Here is an 18,182-nt window from a genome sequence, read left to right as displayed (position 1 = left end):
CGCTCCTGATCGGCCGCTCCCTGCGCGCCTGCGTCGACTACAAGACGCTGGGCGAGAACTCGATCGTCATCGACTGCCGGAGAGACACCGGCTCGCCGGAGAGACGTCAGCCCGCCGGAGAAACGCCGGCCGACCGGGGAGACACCGGCCGGCCTCAGTCGTCGACCCAGCCGTGGGACCGGGCGAACGCCAGGAAACGGCTCCTGACCTGCCCGATCTGCGCGCCCGTCAGCGTGGGCGCGTGCTCGATGAGCAGCTCGGTCACCGCACCGCTGAAGGACTTCGCCGACAACACGTCGCACACACCGTCGTCGTCACCGAGCTGCTGCGGGGCGGCGGTGGCGACCGGGGACACCGCCGCGACCGGCCGCCGGACCGGCGGCGGGTCCACAAGGGTGACGGTCGAGACCTTCAGGCCGCGCTCGCCCTCCATGACCTCGTACTCCACCCGCAGACCGGGCTGGACGGCGTGCCGGCTCTCGCCGAAGTCATTGGCGTGGAAGAACACGTCCTCGCCGCCGCCGACGGCGGCGATGAAACCGTATCCGCGCACCTCGTCGAAACGAAGAATCGTACCGAGTGCCACAACAACACCACCTGCACAGAGAATCGCGCTGCTTCGCTACCACTTTCCGGAACTATCCGGACAGTGAGTCCGCCTGCCTGTCACACCGGACGACCTGATGCTAGACCGGACGGCGCGCCATGTCCGAACCGATTCCGTGACACCGCCCGGGTCCACCGGCTGTCCGGCGGGGATGGCAGGCTTCGAGTCCGTAGCCGTGCCGACCGAGAAGAAGAGGCAGCCGATGTCCCCGTCACCGACGCCACCGACCTACGACGACGTCCTGAGCGCCGCCGCCCACATCGCGCCGCAGGCCCACCGCACCCCCGTGCTGCGCTCACGCCGGATCAACGAGAGCGTCGGCGCCGACGTGGTGTTCAAGTGCGAGAACTTCCAGCGGATGGGCGCCTTCAAGTTCCGCGGCGCGTTCAACGCGCTGTCGCGCTTCACCCCCGAACAGCGGCGCGCAGGCGTGGTCACCTACTCCTCGGGCAACCACGCCCAGGCGATCGCCCTCGCCGCCCGGCTGCTCGACGTCCCGGCCACGATCATCATGCCGCACGACGCGCCGGCCTCGAAGGTGGCCGCCACCGAGGGGTACGGCGGGAAGATCGTCCGCTACGACCGCTACACCGGGGACCGCGAGGAGATCGGCCGCGCGCTGGCCGCCGACCACGGCCTCACGCTGATCCCGCCGTACGACCACCCCCACGTGATCGCCGGTCAGGGCACCGCCGCCAAGGAGCTGTTCGACGAGGTCGGCGACCTCGACGCGCTCTTCGTGCCCCTGGGCGGGGGCGGCCTGCTCTCCGGTACGGCGCTGTCGGCCCGGGCGCTGTCGCCCGGCTGTGCGCTGTACGGGGTCGAGCCGGAAGCGGGCGACGACGGGCGGCGGTCGCTGCGCGAGGGCTCCATCGTCCACATCGACACGCCGAGGACCATCGCCGACGGCGCGCAGACCCAGCACCTCGGCGCCTACCCCTTCGAGATCATCCGCCGCGAGGTCGACGACATCGTCACCGCCACCGACGCCGGGCTCGTCGACGCGATGAGGCTCTTCGGATCCGCCATGAAGATCGTCGTCGAGCCCACCGGCTGCCTCGGCCTGGCCGCCGTCCGCGACCTCGCCGCCGAACTGGCCGGGAAGCGGGTCGGTGTGATCGTCAGCGGGGGCAACGTCGACCTGGAGCGCTACGCGTCACTGCTGGCCTCCTGACCGTCCGCCCCGCACCCGTGGTTCCGGCCGCAGGGGCGCGCCCGGTCGAAAGGTGTGTGGAAGTCGCGGTCAGCGAGCGGGACGATAGGCCGGGATCGTGACCATCGGGGGGCGTTCGGCGACGGCGACGTCCCGGACGCTCACCTGGTGGCCGTCCGCGCCCCGGCGGAACTGGGCCAGGCGGGGGGAGGGCCGGTGCAGGGAGACCATCATGTTCTGGCGCTCCAGGCGCGACCACGAGGTTTGCAGGATCTGGGCGGCCATCCCGCCGAGCGCCTCCGTCGACTGGTGGGAGTGCACCCGGCGGCCCAGGTCGACCTGGGCCAGGGCGTCGAGACCGGCGAGCTCGAGCAGGTCGATCAGCAGGGCGAGCTCCACGCCGTAGCCGGTGACGAACGGGACGCTCTCCAGCACGGACCTGCGCCCGGCGTACTCCCCCGCCAGGGGTTGCACGAACCCGGCCAGCCGCGGCCAGTGCAGGTTGAGCAGGGGGCGCGCGACCAGCTCGGTGACCCGCCCGCCGCCGCTCGGCACGTTCCGCAGGGGCCGGTCGTAGCAGCCCTTGACGTAGACGACCGCCGGATCGGCGAGCAGCGGGCCGAGCAGCCCGGTCACGAAGGACGTGCGGAACTCGCGCAGGTCGGCGTCGACGAAGACCAGCAGGTCGCCGGAGGTCGCGGCGAGGGACTTCCAGAGCGCCTCGCCCTTGCCGTCCAGCGGTTTGAGATCGGGAAGGACCTCGTCCTGGGCGATCACCGTCGCCCCGGCCCGCGCGGCGCGCGCGGCGGTGTCGTCGACCGAGCGGGAGTCGATGACCACGAGCTCGTCGACGAGCGGCGCGGCCTCCATGAGATCGCGGCGGATCGCGGCGACGATCTCCCCGACCGTCTCCTCCTCGTCGCGGGCGGGCAGCACGACGCTGACGGTCGTCTCCCCCTTGGCCGCCAGCAGCTCCGGCAGCGTCCAGTCGGCCGAGGATGAGGTGCGCCCGCGTAGCCACGCCTCGACCTCAGGCAGCACGACCCGTCCTTTCCATCACCTCGGTGGTTAGGGGTATCACCTTATGTGGCGCCGATTCCGCACACCTACCGGCTCCCGCCCCCATCGCGCAGGTGGGAAGATCAGTCCAGTCCGGAACGAGGGGGGACGGCATGAACCCGGTAGCCGTGATGCGGGCGGCGCGCGGCGTCCGCGACGAGCTCGACAGCTTGATGGGCGGCGCCTCCGGCGAGCTTCGCGACCGGCTGGATCCGCTGCTCGCCGAGGCGGGCAGCCGGCCTCCCGGGCAACTGGCCGACGCGGTCATCATGCTCATCGCCGAGTACGGCCCCGCCTGGGACAGGCTCACCACGTTGCTGAGCCTGGACCGGGGCATCACCGCCGAGCAGGTGCTTCCCCTGCTCTCCCAGGGGGCGGGCGCCGAGTCCGGCTCGCACGGGGGCGGGAGCAGCCTCAGCCCTCCGCCGCCGGGCGGCGCGGGTCCCACGCCGCCCTCCTGGGGCACGGCCTCGCCGACCGGTACGGACCCCTCCGGCCGGGATCCGGCCGACGCTCCGCAGACCGCCGCCTACACCCCGGACTGGACGCTCCCCGGCGCGGAGGGGCAGGGGCGTCCGGCGCCGGGTCCCGGGCGGGCACCGCGGGACCGGGGCGGGGACCCGCGCGACGACGAGCGCGACAACGGGTACGGCGACATGCCGTCCACCGGTGCCATGAGCGCCGACTGGCTGCGCCCCGACCAGGTGCCGGACGCCGCACCCCCCGCGCCCGCCGCGCCACCCGCGCCCGCCGCGTCCCCTCAGCCCCCTCAGTCCCCGCCGTTCCCGCCGTTCCCGTCGCCGGGACCGTCGTTCGCGTCGCCTTCGCCGTCGCAGGAACCGTCGCTCCCGTCGCAGGAACCGTCGTCCCCGGAGCCGCCGTTCCCCCAGCCGTCGCCGTCCCGGGAACCGCGGGATCCCCAGGTCCCGCCCCCGCCCCCGTCCCCGTTCCCCGGGACACCACAGGCCCCCCAGGGGTCACCGCCGCCGGCGCCGGCGCCGGCCGAGCCGCCCGCCGCGGCGCCGGCTCCCACCGAAGGACGGGGGCCCTCGGTCCTCGACCGGCTGACCGGCGCCTTCCGCAGGCGGCGCAAGGAGACGCCCGCCGCGGCGCCGGGGCCCGAGTGGAAGGGGATCCCGCTGATCGAGTCCCCCGCCGAGGCGGTCGCGGGCTGGGGTGCCGAGGTGGCGATCGGCGTCGCCCCCGGCCAGGGGCAGGACGGTACCGCGACGCCGCGCGAGCCGCTCGACCTGGACATCCAGATCGTCGCCGAGGGCTTCGACGCGCCCGGCGGGTGGCGGGTGCGGCTGCGCGCGGACGAGACGGCACCGTACCCGCGCGCCTCGGTCAACCTGATCGCCCTCGCCCAGGAGGAGCCGGAGGTCTCCCGGCAGATCCAGGCGGTCTACACGGTACGCGGCCAGGTGATCGGGTTCGGCCTGCGCGCGATCACGGTCCACGGCTCGCCCGGCAGCCTGAGCGGGCACGAGGCGCTGGAGCCGGTCTCGGGTACCCGCATCCGCCCGGCCCTGATGGGCGAGCCCGCGGACGTCACGGCGATCATCGTGCACGGCGACAGGCCGGGACGGTTGTGGTGGACCTACCAGTCGCCGCACTTCGTCACCCCCGACCGCGCCGAGCCGTGCGACCTCGGCACGCGGGCCTCGGAGTTCGGCGGGCGTCTGACCGGGCGGGGCCGGCTCTCCGAGGAGCTGGGACGGGAGGTCGGCTCGCGCGTGCCGTGGGGTTTCTGGGAGTTGCTGAACGCGGTGGCCGGCCGGGTGGCGCCGCGCCGCCCGAGCGTGCTGATCCTCTCCCAGGAGCCGCACGTCCCCTGGGAGCTGGCCGTGCTGGAGCACCCGTACGACCCCTCGCTCCCCGGTTACCTGAACTGCCAGACGGTGACCGGCCGCTGGCCCCTCGGCGGGCGGCGGCCCGAACTGCCCCCTCCCTCGAGCGCGCGCGCCGACCGCGTCGCGGTGGTGTACGGCGAGGCGCGGGCGCATCCGCTGGTGACGGAGTACGGCGCCACGCAGGTCTCCCCCGCGCTCGGCGACGTCCTGGGCGTGCTCGGCCAGGGTCCCGAGGTCGTCCACTTCACCGACGGCGGGGCCGCGTCCGAGGCGCTGGGCCACGACCTGGCCGGGAACCCGTTCGTCTTCCTGGAGGAGCCGGGGGACGCCCGGGCGTTCCTGCTCGCGGGCGCGAGCGGGGTCGTCGCCCCGCTCTGGTCCGGCGGTGGCGGGCTGTCGCCGGAGTTCTACCGGCGCTGCTTCGCCGGTGAGCCGCCGGCCGAGGTGCTGCGGTCCATGCGCGGGCAGGCCCCCGACGGCGCGGGCGCCTACCAGTTCCACGGCCACCCGTCCCTGACGCTGCACCGGACGGCCCCGCCCGCCGGGTGAGGCCGGGGCCCGCGCGTTCAGCCCGCGGCGTGGCGCTCCAGGAAGGTGTAGACGTCGGCCTCGTCCACCCCGGGGAAGGAACCGGGCGGCAGCGCGGCCAGGATGTGGGAGTTGCCGCGGGCCGAGGGCCAGGCGTACCCCTCCCAGCGCTGGGTCAGCTCGGCGGGCGGGCGGCGGCAGCAGTCGCCGGTGGGGCAGCCGGACTTGGTGCGGGTGGTGACCTCCCGGCCGCGGAACCAGCGCGACTCCCGGTACGGGACGCCCAGGGTGATGGCGAAGTCGCGCTCACGCGAGATGTCGACGTGGGCGAGGCAGAAGTAGGTGCCGGTGGGCGAGTCGGAGTACTGGTAGTGGACGGAGAAGCGGTCGGGTGACAGGAAGACCTGGCGCCCCGACCACTGCAGGCACATGCGCTGGCCCTCGATCGCGCCCTGCTCGTCGGCGGGGAAGACGATGCCGTCGTTCTCGTACGCCTTGTAGATGATCCCGTCGGCGTTGTTGCGGACGAAGTGGCAGACCAGGTCCAGGAAATGGGTGGCCAGGTTGGTGAAGCGGTGCGCGGCCATCTCGTAGGAGACGGCGAACACGTCGCGCAGGTCCTCCACGCTCAGCGCGCGGTCCTTCTTGGCCTCCCGCAGGTACGGCACGGCGGCGGCCTCGGGCACCAGGACGGCGGCGGCGAAGTAGTTGGCCTCGGTCCGCTGGCGCAGGAAGTCGGCGAAGTCGCGGGGCCGGTGGTGGCCGAGGGAGAGGTGGCCGAGGGTCTGCAGCAGGATCGTCCGCGGGGTGTGCATGCCGACCTGCTCGTGCTTGACGTAGATGCGCCGGTTGCGCAGGTCGGAGATGGAGCGCACGGTGCGCGGCAGGTCCTGGACCGTCTGGACGGTGTAGCCGAAGTGGCCGACCAGCGCCTGGACCGTGCTCTGCGACAGCGCGCCCGAGCGGTAGCCGACCGCGGCGAGCGCCTCGGCGGCGGCCCGCTCGATCTCCGCGAAGTAGTTGCCCTGCTCACGCTGCTTGCGGCGGAGCTCGGCGTTGGCGGCGCGGGCCTCCTCGGGGGTGGCGGTCCCCCTGGCCTGGCGTGAGCGCAGCTCACCGTAGAGGCCGAGGATGTGTTCGAGCACGTCGTTGGGGACGCGCGCGGAGAGTTTCAGTTTGGCCAGGCCGAGCCCGGCGTACAGGGGGTCGCGCTGCGCCTCCTCCAGGGCCATCTCCAGCTGGGCCCGCCGGTTGGGGGCCTGCCTGCGGAGCAGCTCCTCGATCGGCACGTTGAGCGCGGCGGCCAGGGACTTCAGCAGCGACAGCTTCGGCTCGCGCTTGCCGTTCTCCAGCAGGGAGAGCTGGCTGGGCGCGCGGCTCACGCGTTCGCCCAGATCGGAAAGGGTGAGGCCGCGCTGCTTGCGCAGGTGTCTCAGCCGCTGGCCGAACGCGATGAGATCGAGCTCCTGCGTCAAGGAAAGCGGTTCTTCACCCACCAAAGATGCCATGGCCCGATGCTAAACGAAATTTCCGAGAAAATTTCATCTCCTGGCGGGTCGTCCGGGCGAATGTCGCCGCACTCGCCCCCCGAGGCGTCCGGCGCACTCACCCCGAGCCCGCCGCGCGCCGCCGGGGCCCGCCAGGCGCGTCCGCGCGGCGGGGTCCGGCCACCGCCGACGATCACCGCGCCGGCCCGCCCGGAGACCCCCGCCGGCCCGGACCCGGCGCGCGCGACCCGGCGCCGACCCTCGCACACCTGATCCCAGCACAAGGATTGGTCTAGTCCATAGAGAAAACTATTAACTTCTTCCCTTCCAAATACCGATGAGTATTGATCCAAGGAGAATAATCTCCATTCTTTCGTCCGAGTCGACCTTGTTTGCCCGTTTCGTCGAGGCACACACTCGAACTAGGCACCCAGGGGACGAAAAGGAGTCGCATCATGAATGATCGCCTCAAGGGAGCCGCAGACGAGCTGCGGCGCGAGTGGGAGACCAACCCCCGCTGGAAGGGGACGACGCGGACCTACACGGCCGAGGACGTGGTCCGGCTCCGGGGCTCCGTCCAGGAGGAGCACACCCTCGCCCGGCTCGGAGCCGAGCGGCTGTGGGACCTGCTGAACACCGAGGAGTACGTGCACGCCCTGGGCGCGCTGACCGGCAACCAGGCCGTGCAGCAGGTCAAGGCCGGGCTCAAGGCCATCTACCTGTCCGGCTGGCAGGTCGCCGCCGACGCCAACCTCGGCGGCCAGACCTACCCCGACCAGAGCCTCTACCCGGCCAACTCGGTCCCGGCCGTCGTGCGGCGCATCAACAACGCGCTGCTGCGCGCCGACCAGATCACCTGGTCGGAGGACGACCGGGACGCGCCGCACTGGCTGGCGCCGATCGTGGCCGACGCCGAGGCCGGCTTCGGCGGCGTGCTGAACGCCTTCGAGCTGATGAAGGGCATGATCGCCGCGGGCGCCGCCGGGGTGCACTGGGAGGACCAGCTCGCCTCGGAGAAGAAGTGCGGCCACCTGGGCGGCAAGGTGCTCATCCCCACCGGCCAGCACATCAAGACCCTCAGCGCCGCCCGCCTCGCCGCGGACGTGCTGGGCGTGCCGACCCTGGTCATCGCGCGGACCGACGCTCAGGCCGCGACCCTGCTGACCACCGACGTCGACCCCCGCGACCAGGCGTTCACCACCGGCGACCGTACCGCGGAGGGCTTCTACCGGGTCCGCAACGGCGTGGACGCCTGCATCGCCCGCGGCCTGGCCTACGCGCCGCACTCCGACCTGCTCTGGATGGAGACCTCCACCCCGGACCTGGACGTGGCCCGCGAGTTCGCCGAGGCCATCAAGGCCGAGTACCCCGACCAGATGCTGTCCTACAACTGCTCGCCCTCGTTCAACTGGAAGAAGCACCTGGACGACTCCACCATCGCCAAGTTCCAGCGCGAGCTCGGCCACATGGGCTACAAGTTCCAGTTCATCACGCTGGCGGGCTTCCACTCACTGAACCACTCGATGTTCGACCTCGCCCGCGGCTACGCCGAGGACGGCATGACCTCCTACGTCGAGCTCCAGGAGGCCGAGTTCGCCTCCGAGGCGCGCGGCTACACCGCCACCCGCCACCAGCGCGAGGTCGGCACCGGATACTTCGACCTGGTCAGCACGGCCATCGCGCCGGACTCCTCCACCACGGCCCTGAGGGGCTCGACGGAGGAGCAGCAGTTCGCAGAGGCTCACTGACTCTCCGGACCGGGCCCGGCCGGACGGCTCCCAGGGCATGGGACGGTTCCCCCGGACGAGCCCGACGACCAGGTCGACAGGCCCCGCCGCACGGATCTCCCGAGTCCGCGCGGCGGGGCCTCCCCGTCTTCTCGGCCCCTCCCGCGCCGCGCGCCCCGCGCACCGGCCACGGCGGCCCCTCCCGCACCCCGTTCCCCACGGCCCGCGTCCCCGGGAGCCTCTCCCCCCGGGAACGCGGGCGGCGGACGGCGGGCGGCATCTCAGCGGCCGACGGCCTCGATGAGCTTGCGACGCTGCTGGGTACCGAGGCCTCCCAGACGGCGCGCCTCGTCCACGTCCGCCTGCGCCATCAGCTGCGCGGCCTTGACGGTCCCGACTCCGGGCAGTGCCCGCAGAGCCTGCGACACCTTGATGCGCTTGGCGATGTCGTCCTCACGGCCAAGCAGTTGCTCCAGGCTGAGCGCGCCGGTCTTGACCTCGGCGAGAAGCTTGGCTCGAGCTGTACGGGTCTCGGCGGCCTTGACCAGGGCGGCCTGACGCTGTTCGGGGGTGAGCTTGGGCAAAGCCATGGTGTTTTCTCCCTGATGACGGTAATTCCAGCGTCCTGCTACCCAAAGCCGCCAGGTTAATCATCAGAGGACATACATATAGATCCACAGCCTCCATGCCGCGTAGCACGATATGCCCGTTTGGTTACCCCGCCCTTACCCGCTTCTCCGTAGCCTCGAGCTCATGGGTATCTGGCGAAGCCCCCAGGGCATCGAGGTTGAGGCGATCGTGGTTCGCGACGGCCCCTGTCTGCTGGTCACCCGCAGGATCGACGGGCGGCGGGTCCTGGTGGCGTACTGCATGAGCATTCGCGAGGTCGGCGAGCACGTCGACCTCGCGGAGCTGGTCCCCGCGTAGCGAACCCCCGCGTATGCGAACGATCAACAGCGGATCACGTCCGAGCCTTGTTCGGTACGCGTGTCAACTCCCGCGACCCCTGGGGCGTCAAGTAGTCAGGGAGGCTCGATGGATGTTCTGATCGGCCTCGTTGACGAAGATCTCCTTCTGGAGCTCATCCTCGTCGAGGCACTGCACGCGGAGGCGGAACGGCTGGCCGCCCAGCCCGACCGCTGAACGAGGCCGGGTGCCCGCCACCCGAAACGGCGGGCACCCGCGCGGCGAGCGGAAGACGGCCGGCCGCGCGGACGCCCCGTCACCGCGAAGACGTCACACCCGCGCGGCGAGTGGGGAACGGGGCTCGATTCACCGGGTGGTGATGGCGTTAACTGTTCCCATGAACAAGCGCGAGCTGATCGAGAAGGCCGCCGCCGAGGCCGGGCTCACCCGGAGGCAGACGGCCGCGGCTCTCGACGCGATCCTGGGGACGATCCAGACGGCCGTGGCGGCCGAGGACAAGGTGGCGATCCCCGGATTCGGGTCCTTCGAGATGGTGCACAGGCCCGCGCGGAGCGGACGCAACCCTCAGACCGGGGAACCTCTGGAGATCGCGGAGACCTGGACGGCGAGGTTCAAGCCCAGCCCGGGTTTCATGGGCCTGATCCGCCAGCGCAAGAAGGACTGATCCCTTAAGGCCCGTGTCGCCGTCCACAGCGTCATCGTCCCCGGCCTCTCCGCACCGTCCGCGACGTCACCGTCCACGACGTCCCCGTCCGGGACGTGACGGATCGGAGGAGAGCGGCGGCGGGAAGGCGACGGCCCCCGGGGAAGTATCCATTCCCCGAGGGCCTGGAGTGCCGCCATATCGCGGCACCGGCACGTTTAAGGATCCGGGTCACTCATGATGAGGTCGCACTCTGCCGTTAAGTTATAGACGCACGTGGAGCGTCCAGCGGGATTCGAACCCGCACTCGACCATCGTCGCCCGCATCCGTTCGATCCGGCGCCCGGCGGCGAATGCTGAATCTGGAGCGAGAGCCTGAGCTTGAGCGGCTGCCTCTACCGGTTGGGCTACCCCGGCAGGTGGTGCCGGGAGAGGGATTCGAACCCCCACTGTGACCGCGTGTCAGTCTGACGGTTTCAGTTTCAGCTTCCGCGCTTTCGCGCATCCCCGTGCTCCAACGGGGAGTCCTGTGATCTTACCCGAGCAGGTAGCCCAGCACCTTCTCACCGACGCGCTGGTAGGTGATCTCGGTGCCGTTGGCCTCCTCCCGGGCGAACTTCACCGCGTTCTGAAGCCTGCCGACCCGCTCCAGGAGCTCGTTGACCCGCTTCTGCGGCACGGCCCCCGAGAAGGTGACCTTGGTCCAGAAGCCGACGACGATGTCCTCGTGGTAGACCTCGACCTGCGCGGGGTGCTTGTCGGTGGCCTCCGCCTTGACGTGGTTGCGGGGCACCTTCTTGGTCCGGGTCGTCTTGACCGGCTCGGTCCGCCAGCAGTCGGTCGACTGGTCCAGCGTCCAGGCCTCGGCGGCGTCCAGGACGGGCAGCTTGGCGATGAAGGCGTGCAGGTCGACCAGCTGCTTCTCCAGGAACAGGAGATAGGTGACAGGCACGTCCTCCAGGAGGGTGGAACCGTCGACCTTCACATCGGCCCGCGCCGAGCAGTTGGCCCAGTCCTTGGTGGCGGTGACGTCGAACAGCCGGGTGAGCGCGGCGCCGACCTGCTTGAGCAGGTCCTCGCCCTGCACCTGGACCCGGGTCGACTCCGGGGGCAGTTGCTCGCCCTCGTCGTCGATGGGCTGGTAGGTCCGCGAGAGGCCCGACAGCAGGGCGTTCTTCTGGATCGCGTGGTAAGCGTCGGTCACCTTGCGCTGGGTGTCGGACTTGACGCCCTTCTCCACGGCGAGGATCTGGTTCAGCTTGGTCGCCATGCGTGACACCGTACCGGGAAGATCACCCGCATAACACCGCTTTTCCCGCAGATCGCCCCGCGTTCGGGCCGCTCCGGCACCGGCACGGCCCGCCCGGCCTCACGGCCGGCCGGCGCCCGCCGCGGCACCCTCAGCCGCGCACCGCGCGGGCGGACCAGCGACCGTCGAGACGGTCGACGCGCAGCGGACGCCCGAAGCACTCCGACAGGTTCTCCGCGGTCAGGATCTCCGCCACCGGCCCGCCCACCTGGACGCGGGCGTCGCGCATCAGCAGGGCGTGGGTCGTGGTGGCCGGGACCTCCTCCAGGTGGTGGGTGACGGTGACCGTGGTCAGCGCCGGGCGGGTCGCCGCCAGGTCCTCCACCGCGGTGATCAGGTCCTCGCGGGCGGGCAGGTCGAGACCGGCGAACGGCTCGTCCAGCAGCAGGATCACCGGATCGGCCATCAGCGCCCTGGCGACTCGGACACGGGCCCGCTCGCCCTGGGAGCAGACACGGAAAAGCCGGTCGGCGAGGTCCTTGCAGCCCATGTCGGCCAGCAGGTGGTGGGCGCGCTCGTGCTCGGCGGGGCCGTAGCGGTCCCACAGGGGGGCGCTGGTCCCGGTGTGGCCGGTCAGGACGACGGTGTGCGCGGTGGCGCTCTCCTCCTCCAGGAGCTCCTCGTCGACGAGCCGCTGGCTGGCCGCGACGAGGCCGATGTGGCGGCGCAGCTCCCTCAGGTCGACCCGGCCCAGCCGCTGGCCGAGCACGGTGACGGCCCCCTCGGTGGGGTGGCGTACGGCGGCGGCCATCGAGAGCAGCGTGGTCTTCCCGGCCCCGTTGGGGCCGAGGATCACCCAGTGCTCCCCGTATCCGACCCGCCAGCCGATGCCGTCCAGCAGGGTACGGCCGACCACCCGGACCCCGACGCCGCTCAGTTCCACCGCACCGGACACAGGCCCGCCCATCGGTATCCCCCTCCGCCTCGATTCGCGGCGCTCACTTTAACCGATGCACCGATATCTCCCTGTAAATCGTCCTAAAAGGATGACTCAGCCCATCTGTATGGAGGGGCCGGAGGTGGGCTGCGGGGTGATGGTCGTCCCCGAGGGGGCGGGGGCGGTGGGCGTCGGGGACGGGCTCTCCCCGTCGCCGGTCTGCGGGATCTGGGTGAAGGAGGGCTTGGGATAGCCCGAGGCCGTCGGGCAGCCCCTGGCCCGGCCCTTGCCCTTGCCCTTGGCGGTCGTGTCCGCGCAGTCGCGCGGGTCCTCGCCGTCGTCCGGCGAACCGCCCGAGCCGCGGGGTCCCCTGGGGCGCTCCGGCGGCGGGTCCTCCCGGCCGTCACGGCCGTCGCGGCCGTCACGACTGTCACGGCCGTCACGGTCCGTGGTGGGCAGCGAGACGGTCCTGGTGGTGGTGATCTGGACGGTGGAGGGGGTGGTCGGCGCCGGCACCCGTGGCCTGCCGGCGGGCGGGCGGGTGCCGGCGCCGAAGACGGAGGGCGTGCCGTCGGCGGGGAGGACCAACGGCACCGGTTCGGGAACGCCGGGGCCGCCGACGGGGCCGGGCCCGCCGCCACCGGTCGCGGCGGCCACGGTGACCGCCGCCATGGAGACCGTGGCCAGCGCCGCGAAGCCGGCCTGCGACAGGTGCGCGCCCTTACCCGGCCCTGCCCTGCGGGACCCCCTGCCGGGGATCCTCACCGGGACCGAGGGCTCGTCGTGGAGCGACGGGGACGCAGAGGGCGGCGAGGACGACAGGGGCAGGGACGACGAGTACGGCGAGGGTGACGAGGGTGACGAGGACAGGACCGCGAGCCGGACCCTCCCGGCTCCCGGGGTGTGGGGCACCGGCGTCCAGATCTCCGCCAGCACCTCGGCGACCGCCTCGCGCAGGTCCCACGGGTCGCCCACGCCGCCCGCGGCGAGCAGCGCGCCGAGCAGGTCGGCGGCCCCGGGCCGCTCGGCGGGGTTCTTGGCCAGGGACGCCTCGACCGCCGGGCGCAGCAGCGCGGGCACCGAGGCCACCCTCGGCGGCTCGACCAGGATGCGCCGGGTCAGCACGTCCGCCTCCCCCGCGCCGAAGGGGTGGTGACCGGTGGCCGCGTAGGCGATCAGGCAGCCCCAGGCGAAGACGTCGGAGGCGGGCAGCGCGAGCCCGCCGGTGAGCCGCTCGGGGGCGACCCAGCCGGGACTGCCCATGACCTGTCCCGCCTGCGTGTGCGCGGCGAGCACGTCGACGTCCCTGGCGATACCGAAGTCGATCACTCGGGGGCCGGTGTCGGACAGCAGCACGTTGCCGGGTTTGAGGTCGCGATGGACCAGCCCCGCCTCGTGCACCGCCACCAGCGCGGCGGCCACCCCCAGGGCGACGCCGTACGCCAGGTCGGGGGTGAGGGGGCCGTGCGCGGAGACCACCTGGGACAGCGCGGGGCCGGGAACGTACTCCGACACCAGGTAGGGGCGGTCCTTGTCGGTGCCGTCCTCGATCACCGCGGCGGTGCAGAAAGGCACCACTCTCCGGGAGAATTGCACTTCTTCGGCGAAACGGGCGCGGAGCGTGGCATCGTTGAGATGCACCGGGTGCGGCGTCTTGATCGCCACCACCCCGCCCTGCGGGTGTTCGGCCAGGTAGACGATGCCCATCCCGCCCACTCCGAGGCGGCCGAGCAGAAGGTAGCGGCCGATGATGACCGGGTCCCCGACGGTCAGCGGCCGCACGCCGGTCGGCATGCCGTTCACGGGACCTGCTCCCCCACGTGCCATCCTCGTTGAGCCTCTCGTGCGCGGGCTACGGCAAGCACACTGTGGCGGGATTCGAGCGTCCTTCGCTCCCGACCGGTCAGAAGGGATATGAGAGGTAAGGCGAATGATCCCTCGGGGTAAGAAATTCGTGGTGTGCGGGATGCCCTTGGGACGAGGCGGAGCGGTGTGACCAGCGGGAAGGGCGCGCGCCGTCTCGCGGGCGCACGCCTCGGCAGGCCTCAGGCGGCGGTGGAGGCGGAGCGCGCGGAGGGGTTCCGCGGAGCCGGGGCGGAGACCTCCTCGGGGGAGGGGACCGGCTGGGCGAGACCGGGGACGGCGAGACCCGGCAGGAGAAGGTCCGGTACGGGAAGATCCGACACCGGAAGGTCCGAGGCCGAGAGATCCGGCACCTCCAGGGCGGCCGGAGCGCGGCTCCGCCTCGAGGCGGCGCGGCCGGGCAGGAGGTCCTGGGTCGCGGCGAGGAAACGGGCGATGTGCGGATACACCTCACGGGCCTCGGGGATGACGTCGGCGAGGAGCGCGAAGACGTGCGGCATGCGGGGCCACTCCTCGTACGTCACCGGCACCCCGGCGGCGCGGGCCCGCTCGGCCACCCGGCGGCCCTCGTCGCGCAGGACCTCGGTGGAGCCCGTGACGATCATCAGCGGGGGCAGGCCGGTGTAGTCGCCGAGGACCGGGGACAGCAGGGGGTCCTGGGGGTCGAGCCCCGCGGTCCAGCGGCGGGCGAGCCAGTCGACACGGCCGGCCGGGATCATCGGGTCGAGCAGCCGGTTGACCCTGCGGGGCGCGCCGGTCAGATCCGCCCACGGGGACAGGCACACCGCGGCGGCCGGCAGCGGCATGCCCCGGTCGCGGAGCGCCAGAAGGGTGGCCAGGGTGAGGTGGCCCCCGGCGGAGTCCCCGCCGAAGACGACGTCGCCGGGGCCGTAGCCGTGCTCCAGGAGACATCGGTAGGCGGCGATCGCGTCCTCGAGGGCCTCGGCCGGCCGGTGGACGGGGCCCTGGCGGTAGTCGACCGCCAGCACCGGGCGCCGGGTCGCGGCCGACAGACGCCAGGTGATCGGCCGGTGGGTCGCCGGGGAGCAGGAGAAGTAGCCCCCGCCGTGGAAGTAGAGCAGGACCTTGCCCTCGTCGAGCTCCTCCCCCGCGCGGACCCACTCCCCCGGGCACGCCCCCGCCTCGTCGGGCGTCACGCGCACGTGGACGGGCAGGCGGAACGGCACCCTGCCGGCCAGTGCGACGATGCGGGAGGCCGCGGCGAAGCCGACGTCGTTTCTCAGCAACAGGTCGGAGATGGGCTTGAAGGTGCCCCACATGATCGCGTTGAGGGTCGCGGCCTGCCAGCTGAAGGGATAGGCCGGACTGACATCCATATTGATCTCGTCGCGCATGGGGGACCTCCAAAAAAGGACATTCCCCCCAGAATGGGCTTTTATCGGCGATTGGACATATCGGAGAGATTACAACTATGTATCACGCGTGTATACCTCACCCCGACGACACGTCCGCACACCCAACGTCACCAGCCCGTGGAACCCCCAACCCAGGCCGCGAAAACGACCGCCCCCTCCCCCTCCGGCGCGCCGCCGAAAATCCGTTGCCTCCCCCCGAAGCACCCAGGAGGATAGGAGGGTTGTCCTGACACCCTCCAGGAGGCAGCCTTCCTGCTCTACGCGCGCATCGCCGGGTACGGCTTCCGCCGCCACTCCACCTACCGCGCCGCCGCCGTCGCCGGAGCATTCACCAACACCGTCTTCGGCATCCTCCGCGCCTACGTCCTCATCGCCCTCTGGCAGACCCGCCCCGGTCTCGCCGGATACGACCTCGCCGACGCCGTGACCTTCTGCTTCCTCAGCCAGGCCTTCATCGGCCCCATGCAGGTCTTCGGCGGCGGCCTGGAGCTCTCCGAGCGCGTGCGCAGCGGGGACGTGGCCCTCGACCTGCTCCGGCCCGCGTCCCTGCAGATGTGGAATCTCGCCGACGACCTCGGCCGGGCCTGCTACCTCCTCCTCGGCCGCAGCCTGCCGCCCACGATCGCCGGCGCCGCCCTGTTCGGCCTCGTCGTACCGGACGACCCGCTGACCTGGCTGTCCTTCATGACCGGCCTCGTCCTCGGGGTGATCGTCAGCTTCGCCCTGCGCTACCTGGTCGCACTGTCAGCCTGCTGGATCCTCGACGACCGAGGGGTGCACACGATCTCAATGGTGACGACCCTCTTCTTCAGCGGCATGGTCCTGCCCCTCAACCTCTTCCCCGGCCGGCTCGGCACCCTGGCCGAGGCACTCCCCTGGTCGGCCATGGTCCAGGTCCCCGCCGACCTCTACCTCGGCAAGCGCGACGTCCTGGAGGCCCTGGGCTTCCAGGCCATGTGGGCGACGGCGCTGCTGGCCCTGGGAGCCCTGGCCACGAACGCGGCCCGCAGGAAGGTCGTGATCCAAGGTGGGTGACGGCAACGGCCGGGACCCCCGAAACCCCCGGGACGGCGGCCCCGCCGCGCGGGAGACGACCGGGGCAGGCGCCCGATGGTGAGGACATACCTCCTGCTGGCCTGGACCTGGCTGAGGGCCTCGGCACAGTACCCAGGCCCGTTGATCATGATGACGCTGGGCTCGTTCGCGGTCAACGCGCTGGACGTGGCGGCGATCTGGGTGATCTTCGAGCACACCGGGTCGCTCGGCGGCTTCGTCCTGGCCGAGGTGATGTTCCTGTACGGCACCGCCGGCCTGTCCTTCGCGCTGGCCGACATGCTCTTCGGCAACGTCGACCGGCTCAGCCAGCACATCAGGAGCGGCAGCTTCGACACCATGCTGATCCGCCCGGCGAGCGCGTTCACGCAGATGGCCGTCGACCGCTTCGGGGTACACCGCTTCGGCAGGCTGGCCCAGGCGGCCGTCGTGCTCGCCGTCGCCCTGCCCCAGCTCGGCCTGAGCCGGGACAGGATCTGGATGATCCCGCTGATGGTCGTGTGCGGGCTCGTCATCTTCACCTCGGTCTTCGCCCTCGGCGGGGCCGTGCAGTTCCTGCTGACCGACGCGCCCGAGGTGGCCAACGCCTTCACCTACGGAGGCGGCACCCTCACCCAGTACCCCCTGAGCGTCTACGGCTCCGAACTCGTCAAGGGCGTCACCTTCGTCGTGCCGCTGGCGTTCGTGAACTGGCAGCCCGCGCTGTTCGTACTCGACCGCGACGACCCCCTCGGCCTGCCGTACTGGCTCCGCTTCACCTCGCCCCTGGCGGCCGTCCTGCTGGCGGCCGTCGCCGCCCTCGCCTGGCGGGCGGGCATCCGCCGCTACCGCTCGACGGGAAGTTGACACATGATCGAACTCGACCGGGTCGGCCGCTCGTTCACCGTGGGCCGCCGCAGGGCCAAAAAGACCGTGCACGCCGTACGGGATCTGTCGTTCACCGTGCAGGCCGGGGAGTTCGTCGGCTACCTCGGCCCCAACGGCGCGGGCAAGTCCACCACCATCAAGATGCTCACCGGCATCCTGGCGCCGACCTCGGGCAGCATCCGGGTGGCCGGGCTCGACCCGACCCGCCGCCGCGTGGCCCTGGCGCGCAGGATCGGGGTGGTGTTCGGCCAGCGGACGACTCTGTGGTGGGATCTGCCGCTGCGGGACAGTTTTGAGCTGGTCCGGCACCTTTACAAAGTAGATCAGCCGGTTTTCCGGCGGAGGCTGGCCGAGCTGACCGAGATCCTCGACCTCGCCGAATTCATGACCACCCCGGTCCGCCAGCTCAGCCTCGGCCAGCGCATGCGCGGCGACATCACCGCCGCCCTCCTGCACGACCCCGCCGTGCTGGTGCTCGACGAGCCCACGATCGGCCTGGACGTGGTGAGCAAGGCCGCCATGCGCGACTTCCTGCGACGCCTCAACGCCGACCGGGGCACCACCGTCCTGCTCACCACCCACGACATGGGCGACATCGAGAAGCTCTGCCACCGCGTGATGCTGATCGACCACGGCAGCCTTGCCTTCGACGGCACCCTGGACGACCTGCGCGCCACCGCCCCCGAGGGGGATTCCATCGAGGAGGTGGTCACCCGCCTCTACTCCGGCTGACCGCCGGACGTCCGGGGCGGCACCCCGGGGCGCATCGCCGCGAGCGGCCGTGACCGGACGAGGGGGACGACCGCTTAGGCCCCCCGCGGGCGGAAGGTCAAGATGCACGCCCGAGAATCTC

16 protein-coding genes are annotated in these 18,182 nt (G+C 71.8%); 8 read left to right on the top strand and 8 right to left on the bottom strand.

Features of this window, described 5'->3' with window-relative positions; genetic code table 11:
• Positions 1-154: 154 nt before the first annotated feature.
• Entirely contained in the window at positions 155-586 is a 432-nt protein-coding gene (locus tag AB0G15_RS29260; RefSeq protein WP_362845920.1) for a cold shock domain-containing protein, read from the bottom strand.
• A gap of 223 nt (positions 587-809) precedes the next feature.
• Between AB0G15_RS29260 and AB0G15_RS29255 the strand changes: the two genes are divergently transcribed.
• Positions 810-1,781 (top strand): threo-3-hydroxy-L-aspartate ammonia-lyase, encoded by a 972-nt coding sequence (locus tag AB0G15_RS29255; RefSeq protein WP_362845918.1) that lies wholly within the window; start codon positions 810-812, stop codon positions 1,779-1,781.
• 69 nt (positions 1,782-1,850) lie between these two features.
• Here AB0G15_RS29255 and AB0G15_RS29250 read toward each other — a convergent pair whose 3' ends face one another.
• The gene (locus tag AB0G15_RS29250; RefSeq protein WP_362845916.1) at positions 1,851-2,801 is read right to left on the bottom strand and encodes a glucosyl-3-phosphoglycerate synthase; all 951 of its coding nucleotides are present in this window, start codon (positions 2,799-2,801) and stop codon (positions 1,851-1,853) included.
• Between the two features lie 131 nt (positions 2,802-2,932).
• Here AB0G15_RS29250 and AB0G15_RS29245 point away from each other — a divergent pair, with 131 nt between their 5' ends.
• Positions 2,933-5,221 carry a hypothetical protein gene (locus AB0G15_RS29245; RefSeq protein ID WP_362845914.1) on the top strand — a complete coding sequence of 763 codons (2,289 nt, stop codon included), beginning with the start codon at positions 2,933-2,935 and terminating at the stop codon, positions 5,219-5,221.
• A 17-nt stretch (positions 5,222-5,238) separates the two neighbouring features.
• Here AB0G15_RS29245 and AB0G15_RS29240 read toward each other — a convergent pair whose 3' ends face one another.
• Positions 5,239-6,708, bottom strand: coding sequence for a helix-turn-helix domain-containing protein (locus AB0G15_RS29240; protein WP_362845912.1), 1,470 nt, complete (start codon positions 6,706-6,708; stop codon positions 5,239-5,241).
• A gap of 434 nt (positions 6,709-7,142) precedes the next feature.
• Here AB0G15_RS29240 and aceA point away from each other — a divergent pair, with 434 nt between their 5' ends.
• On the top strand, positions 7,143-8,435 hold the full coding sequence (aceA, locus tag AB0G15_RS29235; RefSeq protein ID WP_362845910.1) for an isocitrate lyase: 1,293 nt from the start codon (positions 7,143-7,145) through the stop codon (positions 8,433-8,435).
• Positions 8,436-8,695: 260 nt separating this feature from the next.
• On the opposite strand, the gene mihF is transcribed toward aceA, so the two are convergent.
• Entirely contained in the window at positions 8,696-9,004 is a 309-nt protein-coding gene (mihF, locus tag AB0G15_RS29230) for an integration host factor, actinobacterial type (protein ID WP_362682594.1), read from the bottom strand.
• 163 nt (positions 9,005-9,167) lie between these two features.
• On the opposite strand from mihF, the gene AB0G15_RS29225 reads away from it, so the two are divergent.
• Both AB0G15_RS29225 and AB0G15_RS29220 read left to right on the top strand, forming a co-directional pair.
• Positions 9,168-9,341, top strand: a complete 174-nt coding sequence (locus tag AB0G15_RS29225) for a hypothetical protein (RefSeq protein ID WP_362506059.1) — start codon at positions 9,168-9,170, stop codon at positions 9,339-9,341.
• A 376-nt stretch (positions 9,342-9,717) separates the two neighbouring features.
• On the top strand, positions 9,718-10,005 hold the full coding sequence (locus AB0G15_RS29220; protein ID WP_344750228.1) for an HU family DNA-binding protein: 288 nt from the start codon (positions 9,718-9,720) through the stop codon (positions 10,003-10,005).
• A gap of 514 nt (positions 10,006-10,519) precedes the next feature.
• Here the strand turns inward: AB0G15_RS29220 and AB0G15_RS29215 are convergent.
• The 4 genes from AB0G15_RS29215 to AB0G15_RS29200 form a co-directional block, all read right to left on the bottom strand.
• Positions 10,520-11,254, bottom strand: a complete 735-nt coding sequence (locus tag AB0G15_RS29215) for a hypothetical protein (protein WP_362845908.1) — start codon at positions 11,252-11,254, stop codon at positions 10,520-10,522.
• 130 nt (positions 11,255-11,384) lie between these two features.
• Positions 11,385-12,200 (bottom strand): ATP-binding cassette domain-containing protein, encoded by an 816-nt coding sequence (locus AB0G15_RS29210; protein WP_362845906.1) that lies wholly within the window; start codon positions 12,198-12,200, stop codon positions 11,385-11,387.
• A gap of 84 nt (positions 12,201-12,284) precedes the next feature.
• Positions 12,285-13,964 (bottom strand): serine/threonine-protein kinase, encoded by a 1,680-nt coding sequence (locus tag AB0G15_RS29205; protein ID WP_362845924.1) that lies wholly within the window; start codon positions 13,962-13,964, stop codon positions 12,285-12,287.
• 251 nt (positions 13,965-14,215) lie between these two features.
• Positions 14,216-15,370, bottom strand: a complete 1,155-nt coding sequence (locus AB0G15_RS29200) for an alpha/beta hydrolase (RefSeq protein WP_362845904.1) — start codon at positions 15,368-15,370, stop codon at positions 14,216-14,218.
• Between the two features lie 291 nt (positions 15,371-15,661).
• Here AB0G15_RS29200 and AB0G15_RS29195 point away from each other — a divergent pair, with 291 nt between their 5' ends.
• From AB0G15_RS29195 to AB0G15_RS29185, 3 genes are all read left to right on the top strand, one after another.
• The gene (locus AB0G15_RS29195; RefSeq protein WP_362845922.1) at positions 15,662-16,444 is read left to right on the top strand and encodes an ABC-2 family transporter protein; all 783 of its coding nucleotides are present in this window, start codon (positions 15,662-15,664) and stop codon (positions 16,442-16,444) included.
• A gap of 75 nt (positions 16,445-16,519) precedes the next feature.
• Positions 16,520-17,308: an ABC-2 family transporter protein gene (locus AB0G15_RS29190; RefSeq protein ID WP_362845902.1), complete on the top strand. Its 789-nt coding sequence runs from the start codon at positions 16,520-16,522 to the stop codon at positions 17,306-17,308.
• 3 nt (positions 17,309-17,311) lie between these two features.
• Positions 17,312-18,061, top strand: coding sequence for an ATP-binding cassette domain-containing protein (locus tag AB0G15_RS29185; protein WP_362845900.1), 750 nt, complete (start codon positions 17,312-17,314; stop codon positions 18,059-18,061).
• Positions 18,062-18,182: the final 121 nt, after the last annotated feature.

The sequence above is a fragment of the Streptosporangium sp. NPDC023825 genome, assembly GCF_040639575.1.
GTDB lineage: Bacteria > Actinomycetota > Actinomycetes > Streptosporangiales > Streptosporangiaceae > Streptosporangium.
The sequence above is the reverse complement of the archived record's forward strand: the minus strand, read 5'-3'. Positions and strand labels throughout refer to the sequence as shown.

What these genes read in the sequence shown, in the direction of transcription:
- AB0G15_RS29255 (WP_362845918.1), top strand. Translation starts at nt 810, where the DNA reads ATGTCCCCGTCACCGACGCCACCGACCTACGACGACGTCCTGAGCGCC.
- AB0G15_RS29245 (WP_362845914.1), top strand. Translation starts at nt 2,933, where the DNA reads ATGAACCCGGTAGCCGTGATGCGGGCGGCGCGCGGCGTCCGCGACGAG.
- AB0G15_RS29240 (WP_362845912.1), bottom strand. Translation starts at nt 6,708, where the DNA reads ATGGCATCTTTGGTGGGTGAAGAACCGCTTTCCTTGACGCAGGAGCTC.
- aceA (WP_362845910.1), top strand. Translation starts at nt 7,143, where the DNA reads ATGAATGATCGCCTCAAGGGAGCCGCAGACGAGCTGCGGCGCGAGTGG.
- mihF (WP_362682594.1), bottom strand. Translation starts at nt 9,004, where the DNA reads ATGGCTTTGCCCAAGCTCACCCCCGAACAGCGTCAGGCCGCCCTGGTC.
- AB0G15_RS29225 (WP_362506059.1), top strand. Translation starts at nt 9,168, where the DNA reads ATGGGTATCTGGCGAAGCCCCCAGGGCATCGAGGTTGAGGCGATCGTG.
- AB0G15_RS29220 (WP_344750228.1), top strand. Translation starts at nt 9,718, where the DNA reads ATGAACAAGCGCGAGCTGATCGAGAAGGCCGCCGCCGAGGCCGGGCTC.
- AB0G15_RS29215 (WP_362845908.1), bottom strand. Translation starts at nt 11,254, where the DNA reads ATGGCGACCAAGCTGAACCAGATCCTCGCCGTGGAGAAGGGCGTCAAG.
- AB0G15_RS29210 (WP_362845906.1), bottom strand. Translation starts at nt 12,200, where the DNA reads ATGGGCGGGCCTGTGTCCGGTGCGGTGGAACTGAGCGGCGTCGGGGTC.
- AB0G15_RS29205 (WP_362845924.1), bottom strand. Translation starts at nt 13,964, where the DNA reads ATGCCGACCGGCGTGCGGCCGCTGACCGTCGGGGACCCGGTCATCATC.
- AB0G15_RS29200 (WP_362845904.1), bottom strand. Translation starts at nt 15,370, where the DNA reads ATGGATGTCAGTCCGGCCTATCCCTTCAGCTGGCAGGCCGCGACCCTC.
- AB0G15_RS29190 (WP_362845902.1), top strand. Translation starts at nt 16,520, where the DNA reads ATGGTGAGGACATACCTCCTGCTGGCCTGGACCTGGCTGAGGGCCTCG.
- AB0G15_RS29185 (WP_362845900.1), top strand. Translation starts at nt 17,312, where the DNA reads ATGATCGAACTCGACCGGGTCGGCCGCTCGTTCACCGTGGGCCGCCGC.